Here is a 15190-nt window from a genome sequence, read left to right on the forward strand (position 1 = left end):
TGCCACGCATCCATTCATTATAGCAATAAATGATTATCCTTTCTAACAAATCAACTTTTAATAAAGTAAAATTTATAAAATGAAACTTTACCATCTTCACATAATATTCTGTATTACTCCTAAGAGTGGTTTTAAAGCGATGCGATAAGTAAATGAAATACATAATAAAAAAGAGCCAATCTCCAACACAATAGAAGATTGGCTCTTTCCTTTATTTATTCCCCAATTTCAGAAAATCGCTTTATACGTTCACCAATTTCATCGCGAACACGTTGAAATTCAGACCATTCTTTTCCTGCCGGGTCATCAAATCCCCAGTGAACACGATTTACGTGCGAAGGTGTCGAAGGACAAACAGAATCCGCATGACTACAAAGTGTAACGACTAAATCAGCATTATTTAAAATGTTTGTATCAATCATATCTGATGTTTGATTTGTTATATCGATATTCACTTCATTCATTGCTTTAATCGCATTGGGATTCACTCCATGTGCTTCGATTCCTGCAGAATATACATTCCACTTACCTCCTAAATATTGTTTACCCCACGCTTCTGCCATTTGGCTTCGGCATGAATTTCCTGTACATAAGAAATAGATTGTTTTTTTGTTTTCCATGTTGTTTTCCACCTTTGTTTTTAAGTTGATTGATCATTAAAATATTTACGTTTAAACCAAAAAGCGACATTTACAAGTGCAATCATGACAGGTACTTCGACTAACGGTCCAATGACAGCTGCGAATGCTGCGCCCGAATGAATACCAAACACACCAACTGCTACAGCAATTGCTAACTCAAAGTTATTACTACCTGCTGTAAATGCTAACGTTGTCGTCACCGGATAGTTTGCACCAATTTTTCTTCCCATAAAGAAAGAAACAAAAAACATTACAATAAAATAGATTAATAACGGAATCGCTATTCTTACCACATCTAGTGGCACGCTAACAATCATCTCTCCTTTTAAAGAGAACATAACGATGATTGTAAATAGCAATGCAAGTAATGTAAGTGGACTAATTTTAGGTATAAACACTTTTTCATACCACTGTCTTCCTTTTAACTTAACTAGTACAAAGCGTGTCAACATACCTGCTATAAAAGGAATTCCTAAATAGATACATACTGATTTTGCTACTTCTATCATTGTAATATCGACAATAGCACCTTCAATCCCTAACCATTCTGGAATTACAGTTACAAATACGTATGCATAAACTGAGAAAAAGAGCATTTGGAATACCGAATTAAAAGCAACTAAACCTGCCGCATACTCTTTATCCCCATCAGCAAGATCGTTCCAAACAATTACCATTGCAATACAACGTGCTAACCCAATCATAATGAGACCAACCATGTATTCTGGTTTATCAGGAAGAAAAATAATTGCTAACACAAACATAAGTACCGGACCAATAATCCAATTTTGTACTAAAGATAGCACTAACACTTTTACATCTTTAAATACTCGGCCCATTTCCTCATAGCGAACTTTCGCTAACGGTGGATACATCATTACAATTAAACCAACAGCAAGCGGAATAGACGTCGTTCCAACCTGTAATGTATTCAGTCCGTCTACTACACTAGGGAACACAAACCCTAGACCAATCCCAACAGCCATCGCTAGAAAAATCCATAGTGTTAAATATCGGTCTAGAAAAGATAAACGTTTCATTTTATTTTCCATCTCCTATTAACAACAAGAATTTTTAGCTACCTCATTTGAAGTCGCGCAACAAGATGACTCTTCAATTTTGTGAACATTACTATCTGCTTTCGTATAAAAGAATTCCCACTCATTCCCATCTGGATCTGTTACCCAAAACTTATCTTGCACTGCATAGCAACAAGTCGTATCCATCTCATCACGCGCGAAGAAACCTTCTTTTTCTAATCGTTCTTTATGCAATGTAATTTCTTCAGCTGTATCCACTTGGAAACCAAAATGATTTACCTGATTTCCCTTCACTTCATCTCGCACGTTCAGCGTAAAATTAAGTCCTGGCGTCTCTAATAAAAATTTTGCATAATCTGTTTTCACTTTAACTGGTGAAACACCAAATACCTTTTCATAAAATTCAATAGACTTCTCTAAATTCGTAACGTTTATACCGACGTGAACATATCTCATACCTTATTCCTCCTTTTTATATATCATTAATCAATTTTTTTTGATTAATAACTCAAAATTTTAACAGCAACTACCTTTCCCTGTTTTTCTAAAGATACAGCACAATTCTTCTGATAATAAATTATTCACTTCCGCATCATTTAAATCATAATAACTCCACGTACCTTTTGTTTCTTTTACAATCAAACCTGCATCTAATAAAATTTTTAAATGATATGATAATTTAGATTGCGTCATTTCAAAAACTTCTGTTAAATCACATACACACGTCTGTCCTCGCTGGCAAAGTTCATACATGATTTCTAAACGTTTCTGATCCGCCAACGCTTTAAACTTTTTCTCATAGAGCTGAAAATTTTGTGCCACTGTAGTTCACTTCCCTTCATCAACTTTTTTTGATGTTTATAGTATATACGTAGATGAGTTCTATATGCAACTTATTAATCAAGTTTTTTTGATTTATCTAAAAAACTTCCTCGCATCATATCTTTATTACAATTAAAAAAGACCATAACCTTTTCAAAAATGAAAAACTATGGTTCTTTTTACAACTTAATAGTTACAATATTTCCGAGAAATGGAGTCTCTATAACTATTTTAAATTTTAATTTGATCATTATAGAGTAGTGCCCCATCACCCTCAATCTAAGAAAAACAAATACCCCAAAATGAGAAAAATCGATATGCTCTTGTTTTTGGTGCATATTCATAAAAAGCACGTTACTATTCTCATTAACATAAGAGAATAGTAACGTGCTTTTAATTTCAAAAATTGTCTAAGATGGTTGTGGGGCGGGCCCCCCATAAGAACGGTATCTAAAAGATTGTATGATAGGTGTTAGTTCCATTCCAATGGCCTCAGCCGGCGATTAACTCAAATACCGATTTCGGATGACCGCCATGTGATGAAGTTCGTGTCCTGCGACGCCGTACGCGAGGGCGCGCGCCGTAATGCTTAGGTTGTTGGCTGTGCCCTTGCGGGTCCACGCCTCAGCCGGTAGCCCGCGCAGCAATGTAATCGTTGATTGCCGTACGGCCCGGTAGTCTTCGGCCAATTGCGCGGTTGTCCAGCTTCCGAAAGGAGGTATGAATAATTCCTGATCGAAACCAGTCAGAGGCGTCTGGTCCCCTCTTGCGAACCGGAGCAGGCGGTAGGTCATGACGCGTTCCGCGTCTGTAATGTGGCCCACAACTTCTTTCAGTGTCCATTTTCCTTCCGCATACCGATATGCGGCCTGGCTTTCGGTCAACGATGCCAGGAGCTCGGTCATTTGCTTTTCCTGGGCGAGCAAAATGTCGATGATGTTACCGTCCGGCACCAAACGGATATATTCGCCGGAGCTCCCGGCATATTCTACTTCTGACGGTCTTTGATTCATGCGTAGTCACCTCTTTATGTAGATATAGAAAATTATAGCACTCGTCTATGTCTAATTAATTCGCGAAATGATAGAACTTCCCTTCTAAATAAATGAGGATAAGCAACTATTTAGTCGGTCGCCACACTATCCTGATTCATTAGCACAATAAGCAATGCTAATCAATGATGCATAAAAATTAAAAGTTATACAATATTTCAAAGTTATTAATATATATTGAGTTATTCCGAAACATATATTAATACATTTTGTCGAAACTATTAAAAAGGGAGAATTTCTCTAGCTGGAGAATTAATAATTGTGTTACCAATATGTAAAAATCTCAATTTAAAATTAAAGGAGAATAAAATGGGACAAATAATTGTATCGATGTACCTCTCACTAGATGGTGTCATGGAGGAACCAGCTTGGACTGCTCCATACTTCAATGAAGAAGTAGCAAAGTTTCAATCCGATTTACTGTTTGAAAGTGAAGCGCTTCTACTAGGGCGAGTAACCTATCAAGGTTTTGCAGCTGCCTGGCCTTCTATGACTGATGAAGAGGGTTTTGCTGATAAAATGAACAGCATACCTAAATTTGTTGCTTCAACAACTTTGGAAAAAACCGAATGGAATGCAAATCTTATCAAGGGTAATATTGTAGAAGAAATATCGAAACTGAAGGAACAGCCCGGTCAGAACCTTTTAATTTATGGTAGTGGTGAGCTTATACAGACATTGATGCAACATGACCTCATTGATGAATATCACTTTATAATCAATCCCGTTATCGTAGGGAGCGGAAAGCGTCTCTTTAAAGACCAGAGTAATACAAAAGCATTAAAACTTATAGAAACAAGAACGACCAATTCAGGTGTCGTTATTCTTTCCTATCAGCCGGAGAAAAAAGAATAATTATTGATAAATTATATAAAAAAAGATTGACTCTTTCAGATCAGGAAAAGTTAAAAATAACTTCCAATAACGAGAATAATGTAAATAAGCTGTCCATGTGGACAGCTTATTGTTTTTTTGCTTAGCGTGCAAAATTCGCGTCTTGTTCGCGGGACTCCAAACAGTACGATTTTATTTCAAAGACACAACGATCTTACTACACACTTTTTATTTATCCCACACTCTCATCTGCTACTATTACTATTTTTTATTACTAATGTTGCCGTTTCACTCGGATGGCTAAGAGGAAAATGATGGCCATATGGAACAAAATCAACCTTACCAAGATGCGATGGAGCAGAATAGCCTCTGTCATAATCCCCCCAAATAATGTGAAGGTTATACTTTGTTACTTCATTGAAATCACCTTGATCATTTTTTAGTAGTAAACTGTTAAGCTGGACCGTAGTATTTAAAATTCTGGGAGAAGTAAAACTGTTTCTTATTTTTTCAATATAATGTTCAGGAATGCTCTCCATACTTTCAAACAAACCATTACTTAATAAATAACGCTCTATCAAATTAGTAGTTGCCAATTTTAATGTCCATTTGTTCATAAATTGAGGAACATTTAGCGATTTAGCATTTTTTTTAGCAACAGGTGGCTGAAGTAAAGTGATTGAATACTTCTTATCTATGTACTCTTGTACCAACGCTTCCAGAAGAATAAACGCACCGAATGAATGGCCAATTAGATGTGCACCATTCGTAGCTTTCTCCAATAACTTTTTCACTACATTCAAATAGATATCTAGAAGATTTTTCTCTCGTTTAAAAGGAGAACGTCCCAAACCTGGAAGATCCAAAATCCATACAGGTTGACCAGTTTTTTCATGAAGCTCTTGTGCTAAAGGAAATAAATCCTCTCCATCACTCAATAAACCATGTAATAATATAAACGGTTTACCCTTTCCTTGTAATTGGTAAAGGGTAGTGTTATCGCATAATGTTCGTTTAAATAAATGATTATGCCGGCCATTTTGATACATCATTCGATAATCCAGATCAGCTACTACAGCAGGGAAAAATTTCATTACACTCGTCTTCTTAAACCAATCTCCTCCCATAATTTTTTTTGCTGAAACATTTGAAAATTTTTGTTTTGTAATAAAATTCAGTCCATCAGAAGGAATTTTTGTTATTTTACTTCCTCCACTATTCATAATTGCTTTCATAAATGGCATTGGAACAGAGATTTTTGGTGCCCTCATATTCATACTTTCCGACATAATACTTAATAATTCAGCAATGTTTTGATCGTGCTGTTTGTCTTCAACAAGTGTATATGTTTGAATAGTCGGTTGCTCCAATCTGAAAACCTGCACAATAAACTTCGCAAGCTCATCGTTTGAAATAAGTGGTAACCTATATCCCTTACCTCCAGGAATCACTGGCATGAGCCCTCTTCGCATACTCATCACAAGCAAACCTAATCCTGCTATCTGCTCTGTACTCCCTGTTTTACTACTACCGACTACAGTTGGCGGATTAATTACAGAAAGCGGATAACCTACTGCTGATGCCTGCTGACGGATATAAAGATCTGCTAAAAATTTTGTTCTCTCATATGGATTTTTTATTTTCAAATAATTGTTTCCTTCTTTAAACACATCAATTGCAATCTTGCTATTTTTATCATCAAAGGGACTCATATAACCTACAACATGAATAAATTGTTGCAAACCCTTCAATTGATGAATACTTTTAGCTAATTCACTAATATGTTTGGCGCCATTTAAAAATACGGAAGCTGCCTCTTTACTTGTCGCTTGAATATCCATGGGGCCTCCTGCATGAATAATCACATCCGTTTTCAATACCCTCTCCTTATCTTCAGCACTTAGACCTAAATCTATTTTCGTCAAATCACCTTCAATAAAGTGCATAACTTCCTTTTTTAAGATGCCTCTTTCTTGAAAAAGGCGTGTTGCTTTATTTTTCGACCTCACTAAAAGAAGAATTTTAACATCCTCTTTGGCTAATTCTTTTACTAATTGTTTTCCAATAAAGCCTGTTCCACCAGTTAAAAATACTGTTCTCATATAAAATCCCCCTTTTAGTACTACTTAGTACTAATTTGATGTAAAAAAAATGCTTCTTTTATCGAAGCAATTTTAAAAAATGATCTGCTGTTTTCGTGATTACAGTTGCATCCTTCAATGTTTCTGAAATAAATAACGCTCCTTCAAGATTTGTAATAAAAAGTGATGCAACCTCATCAATATTAATCGTATTTCTGAATTCTCCATTCTCTACCCCTTGTTTAAGTAATAGAGAAACTTTCTTTTGTAATCCTGTAAAAAAAAGACCTATTTTTTCTTTTATTTGCGTGGCCTGTTTAGGACTTTGAATATAAAGAGTAATAAATGGACAGCTCCCCTTATACTCCCTCGACTGAACTCCTTGCGATAATTGCTTTAAAAACAGTTGGATACGATCTTCAACTAAAAATTGGTTCTGAGAAAGTATGTCATCAATTGCAGATTGATACATTTCAATCCAATAATCAACGACCCCTTCTAATAATACTTCCTTATTAGAAAAGTGATAATACACATTAGACTTTGAAACTTTGCTTACACGTACTAATTCATCCATACTTGTATAAGCAAACCCTTTTTCTAAAAATAATGTTGCAGCTACTTCAATCACACGTTTTTGATTCATTAATTTTATCTTTGTCATAACTAGAACTATATAGTACTAATTTAAATATTGCAAGTATTTATGTTAATTTTTAAAAAAGTTTGATTAAAAAAGTTCCACTAACATTGATTTTACTGCAAAAAAATCTTATTTTGAATAAAGTTGAACTGAACCCCGAAATTGTTCATTCACTATCGTCTAATCGGGGGCACCATACATACCCGTCAACTTAAGAAAAAGAAATGTCCCCTGATTCAAGTTGCCTAGCGAAAAAATCACGTTTTAATAGACTTCTTTAGTATGCCTATCTTTCTATAAATTACTAGATTAGCTTGATGGCTATGGAGTAGTGACCCTATAAACAAAACCCACCAGAAACATCTAAAATCTGCCCCGTTACCCAGCGGCTATCAGAAGAAGCAAGGAATGCTACTGCATCTGCAATATCTTCAACTTGCCCTATTCGTCCGAACACAGATGAGTTGGTAGCAAAATTTCGTATTTCCGGATCATCTAGCAATTTTGCATTGATATCTGTCTTCGTATATCCAGGCATAATTGTATTCACTGTTATACCTCTTTCTCCAAGATGTTTAGCTAGAGGCAGTGTCATCGTATTAAGCACACCTTTACTTAAGCCGTATGCAATTGAACCTGTAAAACCAAGCCTTACTTCAGCTGATGAAATGTTAATAATGCGACCCTCTGCTCGTATTAATGGTAATGTTTGCTGGATTAAAAAGAATGGTGCTTTCATATTTACAGACATGATTTCATCAAAAACTTCTTCTGTCGTATTTTCAATCGTTCCTTGTGTACCTATCCCTGCATTGTTTACTAAAATATCAATCTCTGATGTACCAACTTTTATTTGTAATTCATTCTTTAACTGTTTTACTAGCTTTTTGACACCATCAATTGAATTGAGTTCAGCTTCAATTAAGAACGCTTTTCCTCCATTAGATTCAATCTCACTAATCGTTTCATCTGCAGCTGTTTTATTTCGGCCGTAGTGAATCGCAACTAATGCACCGTCGTTTGCCAATCTCATCGCAATCGCACGACCAATGCCGCGACTTGCCCCTGTTACTAATGCTACTTTCCCATCAAGATTCTTCATTTTTTCCATCCTTCCTAAATTACCTTTTGATAAACCCTATACTTATATTTTCATGCAAATACTAATCATTTTAAATATAGATTTATAGGTAATTTAGTTCATTCACTTATGATATTATAGTTATAATTTGCAATTCACTTTAGAAAACACAACAAGGAGGCTACACAATGCAAAACGCTGTAAAATTGGATGAAATCGATCATAAAATTATGAACCTGTTATATGAAAATGCGAGAATTTCTGTTTCAGAAATAGGACGAATTATATCCATGACGCAACCTGCTGTAAAAGAACGTATTAACAAGCTTGAAGATCAAGGAGTTATAGCGGCTTATCGAACGAAATTTGAGCCTGCAAAAATTAATAAAAACATTCAAGCATTCATCATGTTTAAAACGAGCCAATGCTCTGATTTTATTCAATTTTGTAATGCCGCTCCTGAAGTAACAGATTTATACCGAATTAGCGGGGAATTTAATTATATGATGAAGGTCATGAGCGATTCGATGGATTCTCTCGCTACATTTTTAGACTCTTTAATGCAATTTGGATTATCGTCTCCTTTAATTGTTTTAAAGAGTGAGTTTGAGGAGAAATTGTCGTTCTAATAAAGGGATACGTATTATCCCTGGCTAACAGTAAAAGTTTTTCCTTTATGAGAAAAGCCAATGAAATCAATGATTAGTAAACAAAAAAAGAACATTGATATTTCAATGTTCTTTTTTATATCTCTACTTATGAATTAGATCTCTATTCGAAAAAAGCACCTTAATCCCCTTACCCTTGATTCTTCTGCGCTTCTCTAAACTCCTCCTTCACCTTCTCTAACAACCCTTCTTCCGTAATTAATCGATACGCTGTATTTGCTAATGCTTTTGCCGATGTAATTAATGCTTTATCTCCAAGTTCTGAACGTGCTGCTTCTCTAAATTCATTCGTATGTGCAATTAAATCATCTGGTCCGATTTTAATGTACGGATGAATTGTCGGTACGACTTGACTTACGTTTCCTGCGTCGGTTGAACCAATCCCTACTCTTTCTTTACGATTTACATCTTCACCTAATAGTTCTAGTTCTTCCGCTACGATATCGTTATATGTTTTTGTTACGAGTAATTCATCGATTTCATTTTGGAATTGATGGATTTTTACTTTTGCACCTGTTGCTAACACTGCTCCCTGCGCAATATTTTTTACTTTTTCTGTTACTTCTGCACATCTTTTTCGCGTTGCTGCACGGATGAAGAACCTTGCTGCAGCGTAGTCAGGAATAATGTTAGGTGCTTTTCCTCCTTCTGTAATGACGCCATGAATTCTCACGTCTGACGGGAGTTGTTGGCGAAGTGCATTAATACCGTTATAGAGCTGAATAACCGCATCTAATGCGTTAATCCCTTCTTCTGGCGAAGCTGCAGCGTGAGCTGTTTTTCCGTAAAAATGAAAATCAAGTGGATCGACTGCTAGTGAAGGACTCGTTGTCGCTGTTTTTCCGCTCGGATGAATCATAAGCGCCGCATCAATGTCTTTAAATAAACCTGCCTTTACATAACTTGATTTCGCGCTACCATTTGGCCCGCCTTCTTCTGCTGGCGTACCAAACACGACAACTTCTCCGCCAATTTCTTCAAGTGTTTCTGATAATGCAATTGCTGCTGCAACGCTAATTGTGCCAATTAAATTGTGACCACACGCATGGCCAAGTCCTGGTAAAGCGTCATACTCAGCTAAAAATGCGATTGCTGGTCCTTGTTTTCCAGAGCTTTTTCGCGCGATAAATCCCGTTTCATGTCCAGCTATATTGTGCTGCAACTGAAACCCTGCACTACCTAGTAATAAACTTAACGTTCTTGATGCGTAAAACTCTTGGTTTCCAATCTCCGGATTCGCATGAATATCATGACTTGTTTCTATGTACTTTTCCTTATTTCTTTCGATACTCTCTTCAATTGTTTTTCTTTGTGACGCTACTCCTGTCGCTCCCATTTTTCTTCCTCCTTTTATTTTCACGTAAAAAAGCCTCTTTCTAAAAGATAGAAAGAGGCTTCTGTATATACAGTCAAAATGAGCTTCTTTCTTATCTTTCAAGTTACCTTGCTGGAATTGGCACAGTATTCATAACGAATCCGCTGCCGAGGTATCATAGGGCCAGTCCCTCCACCTCTCGTGATAAGAATTTTCATAAAATTATATTAAATTATTTTTTATTCTAAGTTCATTCCAAGTAAAAGTCAAGGAATTCCTATCCGAATTTACCGAATATCTAAAAATCCTTTTAATACACCAATTGTCTCAGGTGCTTGCAGTCTTGCACATACGTACGGAAATTCCGTACTACCTTCAAACATCATTTGAGATGTAAGCGGTGCGCCTGCCCAGAAGATTTCATCATCGATTACTAGGAACGGGAATGCTTTATTTTGTCTTTGTAACTTTACATTTTTCAGTGGAACTGGTCCATCACTATACACTGTTATTTGCGCATTTGTACGCATTAACGCTTGCCATACTCGCTTATCCACTTGTTTTGTACTTGGAAGTGAAATAATAATTTTTCGTTTTGCTGCTAAAATATCTTTTAATAGCCCTTTCGTTTCCTCAAGATTCATTTCCATAAACCAGCGTAAACGTTTCGATATTTTTCGTTCCCACAATTGTCTTGATGTCGTGCGATCATACACATCTCCGTGACGTTCTATATGAGCTGTTAATTGTGATAACGCTTGTTTTCTCGAAAGGTTTTTACGCATATAATGGCAATCTGATAATTGAATGAACTTCCCTCTCGCCCTTGTCACTGCTACATTGACGAGGCGATGGTTTTTGTAATCAAAGAATAATACGCCAGGTCGTTCTTGCGGATAACTGTCCACTGTATCAAAAATCATCATATCTCTTTCAGAACCTTGAAACTTATGAACTGTCGCCGCTAAAACTGGTATGTTTTGATATTTCGTTCTCTGCAACATTTCTCTAATACACGTCGATAAAAAGCGTGACTGCGCCCTGTAAGGTGTCACAATACCAATTGATTGAACACCGTCTAACAATCCGATTAACATCATTTGCATTGCTACTAAACCAGACATAATGTTAAAACGTGAACCAGAAGCAGCATCTTTTAACGAAAAAGCTCCCATTTGGCTCGTATCAAATAAAACACTCGCTTCATTTGCAAACGGCTGCAATTGCGCAAGTTCTTTACGCTCTGAAACAGACGGATGATCGTATACTCTATTTTTATAAATAAACGAATTCGTAAACTTCGATATATCCGCATGCATACGTCTTTGTTCCTGCAACATAAATAGGTTTGGGTGTGCTTCTGATTTATTAACAGACTCAACAATTCCAGCATGGTAAAACATATCTTCCCCAAGCCATTTGCGAACAAGTTCATGATTTGCCATCGCAATTGGAGGTAACTGTAAAAAGTCACCGCAAACGACGATACGTTTCCCAAGTGAAGCAGCTAATGCAATTTGCGGAACGAACGCCATACTCACCTCATCTACGACAACTAAATCAAATGTACGCTCATAAATTAGCGCATCAATAGCACATTTCGATAAAGTTGCGCCGATTACTTTCGCATTTTCAATATATTCTTTTTCTACTTCTTTAATTTTAGCCTTTTGCTTTCGAAGATCACTTTCAATCTCCTGCATACGCTTCTTATCAGAGGACGTTGCCTTATACGATAAGATTTTTTCACGAAGCTCTTGGCGTGTCTCTTCTAAATAGAGTCTTTCCTCACCCCATGATTCGTTCGTCGTTTCAACTAACTTAGATGCAAGTAACGTTTCATGATTTCGTATATGTTCATGTTGACTATAACCGTAACGAACAATTTCGCCAGGCGTCCATTTCTTTTTCTTCTCAATTTGCTTCGTTACTTCACTCATTAATACGTCTACTGCCGCATTACTATGAGCTAACACAAGTACCGATTTTCCTTTTTGATAATGAGCCGAAATAATACGTGATAAATTGTAAGACTTCCCTGTTCCCGGCGGTCCCCATACGTACGTTGTCGGATTATAAAACGCGCGATATGCCAGTTCATTTTTTGGATTTTTCATCTTCTCAATATGTTTCGGGCTGCTCGTCCCATCAACAAGACGCTTTATACGATTACGTTTCAGCTTATCTTTACGTGCTTCTTTCAATCGCTCTTGCAGTTGCTCTAAAAGTTGCCACGGTTCACTGTATAAAACCGCTTCTCTTATTTCACCTTGTATATAATCATTTAATTTCAGTTCTATTTCTAATCCATGTACAGATAATACTTCTCCTGTCGCTTCCTCACCATCGAACTCAATTCGAATCGGTGAACCTTCAGGTAAGCTTACTTCCGAAATAAGCTGAAATACGTATACTGTACTTTCATAATCTGTATATAAAAAACGACCATTCATGATAGAAATTTTACTACCACCTATCGTTTTCCAATGTTTAATTTCATATGCTAATGCATAATGCCACTCTTTCATCGTTTCCGATAATGAAGGAGTTTGAGTAGTTGTATTCATCGTATAATCTCCTTCCTTCTCCCCAAACATACTTTCTCACTATACCATATAACACGCTAAAATTTGTAAGGTTTTTATCTTGCTTATTTTCTTAATTTTCAATAATATATTGTATATAATTTTCAGAAAGAAGGAATCTACATGCCAGTTAGAAGAATAGAACACGTTGGACTTATGGTTGCAAACTTAGAAGCATCTATCTCATTTTATGAAGAAGTAGTCGGCTTACAGCTCCTTAAACGTATGGGGCACCCGAACCCAGACTTAAAACTCGCTTTTTTAGGTGTGGAAGAATCGAAGGAAACGATACTCGAACTCATTGAAGGTTATAACTCTTCTCTTCCGGCAGAAGGAAAAGTACATCACATTTGCTTTAAGGTAGATTCATTAGAGGATGAAATTGAAAGAATACAAAAACACGGCGTAACCTTTTTACTAGGAGAAGAAATCGAAACATTACCAGATGGAACACGTTACATATTCTTCGCTGGCCCTGATGGAGAGTGGATTGAGTTTTTTGAGACGGAGAGATAAAGTGAAACTTTAGTCAGCCCACAATAAACGGGATAATAACTTTATGATTCACATAAGGAGTAGAAACTGATGAATACAGTTTTTATTATCGTTTTTTGGGTACTTATACTATTTCCACTTCTTAATATCATTCTGATAAAGAAGTGGAATATAAGTCCCATTGATCTCATGGGGATATTTGGCAATTTAAAAATACTGTTTACTTATAGCACTTTTACGAATGCAAAAATAGCCAAAATACGCAAGCAGTTTCGCATAAAAACTTGCATATTTTAGGCTGTTTAATTGTACTCCTTATTTTGTTAAAGTTACCCGTCGGTTCAATTCCAAAGATCTCAGCTGACGATTAACTCAAGTACCGATTTCGGATGACCCTCATGTGATGAAGTTCGTGTTCTGTATCCGTTACACTATCTGTAGCAACAGTTGCTATCTCATTTTCTTCAACACTTGACAAGGTAACACCTTCTTTTCAAATTCAAAGAAAAGTTTTTATTTTTCAGCATAAAGCATTATAACTCAACTGTTTTCATACAAAATTTTATGCAAAAAAAGAAAAGCGAAGCTCCCTCATATCCCCGCTACATCAATGATGTATAAAATCCTATATAAGAGATACATAGACCAAAAAACAAGACCCCCTGTACATACAAGGATTCTATGAAATTATTTGCTATCGATAATGGGACGTTATGTTAACTATATACGAATATCATATTCATCCAAAATTGCCTTTATTGATGGTACAATTAAAGTCTTGGAGGGGGATTATGGGAATTATTTTATATTTTGCATTTTATTTTGGAGTACTGTTTCTTATAATTGGTACTGCATTAGTTTTATTTATTATGGCTGCATTACCAAAAATCTGGAGTAAAAATCTATCATTCGTAATGATCGGTTTAGGGATAAATATACTTACTATTCCGTTGTCTTTTTTTTATAGGTGGGATGGCAACAGATTCTCCTGATAGTACTAGGTTAGATTTTTGGAAAGGATTTTTCTTTATTCAAAAAATACCGCTCTTTTTACTGAGTTTTTTATTATTTTTAACTGTGGTGTTGTGGTTTATTCGTAAGAACAAGAAAAAAGTAAACATATAGAATTTCAAAACGACTTCCAATAACAAGAATTATGTAAATAAGCTGTCCATGTGGACAGCTTATTGTTTTTTTTGCTTAGCGTGCAAAATTCGAGTCTTGTTGGCGGTACCCCATCGCTATCAAGCTAAGTTCATACAACATCAAAGTCATTACAGCTCCATGAGTGCCTAATACTACTTTCCTTTTAAACATATAATTACATTTCTATTATTTATTTTACCACTTGTACAGATGCTGGTTTCCACCCTTGATTCTCTACCCAATCAATATTAACCTTATATTTTTTATTACTTTGTTTATCTCGTACATTACCGTAGGCTTTATTATTACCATTATTTCCAATAAAATCGAAAATCAATTGGCTCTCTGGAACATCAACAGCATAAGAGATTGCTTTTTTCATCTCACTCCAATCTACTGTTCCTTCTTTAAATTTCATATCAGGTTTTGCTCCTTGCTCTGTACCAATTGGCTTCCATGAAGGATTAGTTTGAGGATCCTTTTCTTGAGATACCGTTTTTTCTTCCTCTTTATTTTCAGTTCCGTTCGTTTTTACCGATTTTTCTACTTTTTGTTTCCCTTCTAACTGTGCTGCTTCTTTATCTTCGCTTTTCTTTTTTTCTATCTTTGCTATTTCTTTATCTTTAGTTTTCTTCTCTTCTAACTTTGTTGCTTCTTTATCTTCAGTTTTCTTCTCTTCTATCTTTGCTGTTTCTTTATCTTCAGTTTTCTTCTCTTCTATCTTTGCTGTTTCTTTATCTTCAGTTTTCTTCTCTTCTATCTTTGTTACTTTCTTTTCTTGAGCAAT

At 35.8% G+C, this 15190-nt stretch carries 14 protein-coding genes, 1 pseudogene and 1 riboswitch; of the genes and pseudogenes, 4 read left to right on the forward strand and 11 right to left on the reverse strand.

Annotation, left to right across the window (positions count from 1 at the left end; all coding sequences use genetic code 11):
• Nucleotides 1-215 precede the first annotated feature (215 nt).
• From arsC to MR107_RS01000, 5 genes are all read right to left on the reverse strand, one after another.
• A complete protein-coding gene (gene arsC / locus MR107_RS00980) occupies nt 216-620 on the reverse strand; it encodes an arsenate reductase (thioredoxin) (protein ID WP_242291995.1) in 405 nt (134 codons plus the stop codon).
• Nucleotides 621-640: 20 nt separating this feature from the next.
• Nucleotides 641-1681, reverse strand: a complete 1041-nt coding sequence (gene arsB / locus MR107_RS00985) for an ACR3 family arsenite efflux transporter (protein WP_061457430.1) — start codon at nt 1679-1681, stop codon at nt 641-643.
• A gap of 18 nt (nt 1682-1699) precedes the next feature.
• On the reverse strand, nt 1700-2137 hold the full coding sequence (locus MR107_RS00990; protein ID WP_001271013.1) for an ArsI/CadI family heavy metal resistance metalloenzyme: 438 nt from the start codon (nt 2135-2137) through the stop codon (nt 1700-1702).
• A gap of 60 nt (nt 2138-2197) precedes the next feature.
• On the reverse strand, nt 2198-2503 hold the full coding sequence (gene arsR / locus MR107_RS00995; RefSeq protein ID WP_002026021.1) for an arsenical resistance operon transcriptional regulator ArsR: 306 nt from the start codon (nt 2501-2503) through the stop codon (nt 2198-2200).
• A gap of 503 nt (nt 2504-3006) precedes the next feature.
• Nucleotides 3007-3516, reverse strand: coding sequence for a DinB family protein (locus MR107_RS01000; RefSeq protein WP_001076324.1), 510 nt, complete (start codon nt 3514-3516; stop codon nt 3007-3009).
• A 348-nt stretch (nt 3517-3864) separates the two neighbouring features.
• On the opposite strand from MR107_RS01000, the gene MR107_RS01005 reads away from it, so the two are divergent.
• Nucleotides 3865-4410 (forward strand): dihydrofolate reductase family protein, encoded by a 546-nt coding sequence (locus tag MR107_RS01005; protein ID WP_000529752.1) that lies wholly within the window; start codon nt 3865-3867, stop codon nt 4408-4410.
• A gap of 224 nt (nt 4411-4634) precedes the next feature.
• Here the strand turns inward: MR107_RS01005 and MR107_RS01010 are convergent, their stop codons facing one another.
• From MR107_RS01010 to MR107_RS01020, 3 genes are all read right to left on the reverse strand, one after another.
• Nucleotides 4635-6491, reverse strand: a complete 1857-nt coding sequence (locus tag MR107_RS01010) for an alpha/beta fold hydrolase (RefSeq protein ID WP_086395837.1) — start codon at nt 6489-6491, stop codon at nt 4635-4637.
• A gap of 58 nt (nt 6492-6549) precedes the next feature.
• Complete coding sequence (locus MR107_RS01015) at nt 6550-7116, reverse strand: TetR/AcrR family transcriptional regulator (protein WP_001072312.1); 567 nt, start codon at nt 7114-7116, stop codon at nt 6550-6552.
• Nucleotides 7117-7450: 334 nt separating this feature from the next.
• The gene (locus MR107_RS01020; RefSeq protein ID WP_242291996.1) at nt 7451-8215 is read right to left on the reverse strand and encodes an SDR family oxidoreductase; all 765 of its coding nucleotides are present in this window, start codon (nt 8213-8215) and stop codon (nt 7451-7453) included.
• Nucleotides 8216-8382: 167 nt separating this feature from the next.
• Between MR107_RS01020 and MR107_RS01025 the strand changes: the two genes are divergently transcribed.
• Nucleotides 8383-8823 carry an Lrp/AsnC family transcriptional regulator gene (locus tag MR107_RS01025; protein ID WP_001178562.1) on the forward strand — a complete coding sequence of 147 codons (441 nt, stop codon included), beginning with the start codon at nt 8383-8385 and terminating at the stop codon, nt 8821-8823.
• A 169-nt stretch (nt 8824-8992) separates the two neighbouring features.
• On the opposite strand, the gene MR107_RS01030 is transcribed toward MR107_RS01025, so the two are convergent.
• A complete protein-coding gene (locus MR107_RS01030) occupies nt 8993-10198 on the reverse strand; it encodes a M20 family metallopeptidase (protein WP_242291997.1) in 1206 nt (401 codons plus the stop codon).
• Nucleotides 10199-10286: 88 nt separating this feature from the next.
• Nucleotides 10287-10388, reverse strand: a riboswitch (SAM riboswitch).
• A 76-nt stretch (nt 10389-10464) separates the two neighbouring features.
• A complete protein-coding gene (locus MR107_RS01035; protein ID WP_242291998.1) occupies nt 10465-12774 on the reverse strand; it encodes an AAA domain-containing protein in 2310 nt (769 codons plus the stop codon).
• A 111-nt stretch (nt 12775-12885) separates the two neighbouring features.
• Between MR107_RS01035 and MR107_RS01040 the strand changes: the two genes are divergently transcribed.
• Together MR107_RS01040 and MR107_RS01045 are read left to right on the forward strand one after the other, a co-directional pair.
• Nucleotides 12886-13278 (forward strand): VOC family protein, encoded by a 393-nt coding sequence (locus tag MR107_RS01040; RefSeq protein WP_001145268.1) that lies wholly within the window; start codon nt 12886-12888, stop codon nt 13276-13278.
• Nucleotides 13279-14048: 770 nt separating this feature from the next.
• Nucleotides 14049-14382 (forward strand): annotated as a pseudogene (locus MR107_RS01045) (hypothetical protein).
• 211 nt (nt 14383-14593) lie between these two features.
• Here MR107_RS01045 and MR107_RS01050 read toward each other — a convergent pair.
• The coding region (locus MR107_RS01050) for a YrrS family protein (RefSeq protein WP_242291999.1) at nt 14594-15190 on the reverse strand (597 nt) is incomplete at its 5' end.

The sequence above is a fragment of the Bacillus cereus group sp. BfR-BA-01441 genome (genome assembly GCF_022663075.1).
GTDB lineage: Bacteria > Bacillota > Bacilli > Bacillales > Bacillaceae_G > Bacillus_A > Bacillus_A cereus.

Bases quoted from the DNA above. Each gene is read 5' to 3' on its own strand.
- MR107_RS00990 (WP_001271013.1), bottom strand. From the start codon at position 2,137: ATGAGATATGTTCACGTCGGTATAAACGTTACGAATTTAGAGAAGTCT.
- MR107_RS01015 (WP_001072312.1), bottom strand. From the start codon at position 7,116: ATGAATCAAAAACGTGTGATTGAAGTAGCTGCAACATTATTTTTAGAA.
- MR107_RS01020 (WP_242291996.1), bottom strand. From the start codon at position 8,215: ATGAAGAATCTTGATGGGAAAGTAGCATTAGTAACAGGGGCAAGTCGC.
- MR107_RS01000 (WP_001076324.1), bottom strand. From the start codon at position 3,516: ATGAATCAAAGACCGTCAGAAGTAGAATATGCCGGGAGCTCCGGCGAA.
- MR107_RS01010 (WP_086395837.1), bottom strand. From the start codon at position 6,491: ATGAGAACAGTATTTTTAACTGGTGGAACAGGCTTTATTGGAAAACAA.
- arsC (WP_242291995.1), bottom strand. From the start codon at position 620: ATGGAAAACAAAAAAACAATCTATTTCTTATGTACAGGAAATTCATGC.
- MR107_RS01025 (WP_001178562.1), top strand. From the start codon at position 8,383: ATGCAAAACGCTGTAAAATTGGATGAAATCGATCATAAAATTATGAAC.
- MR107_RS01040 (WP_001145268.1), top strand. From the start codon at position 12,886: ATGCCAGTTAGAAGAATAGAACACGTTGGACTTATGGTTGCAAACTTA.
- MR107_RS01005 (WP_000529752.1), top strand. From the start codon at position 3,865: ATGGGACAAATAATTGTATCGATGTACCTCTCACTAGATGGTGTCATG.
- MR107_RS01030 (WP_242291997.1), bottom strand. From the start codon at position 10,198: ATGGGAGCGACAGGAGTAGCGTCACAAAGAAAAACAATTGAAGAGAGT.
- arsB (WP_061457430.1), bottom strand. From the start codon at position 1,681: ATGAAACGTTTATCTTTTCTAGACCGATATTTAACACTATGGATTTTT.
- MR107_RS01035 (WP_242291998.1), bottom strand. From the start codon at position 12,774: ATGTTTGGGGAGAAGGAAGGAGATTATACGATGAATACAACTACTCAA.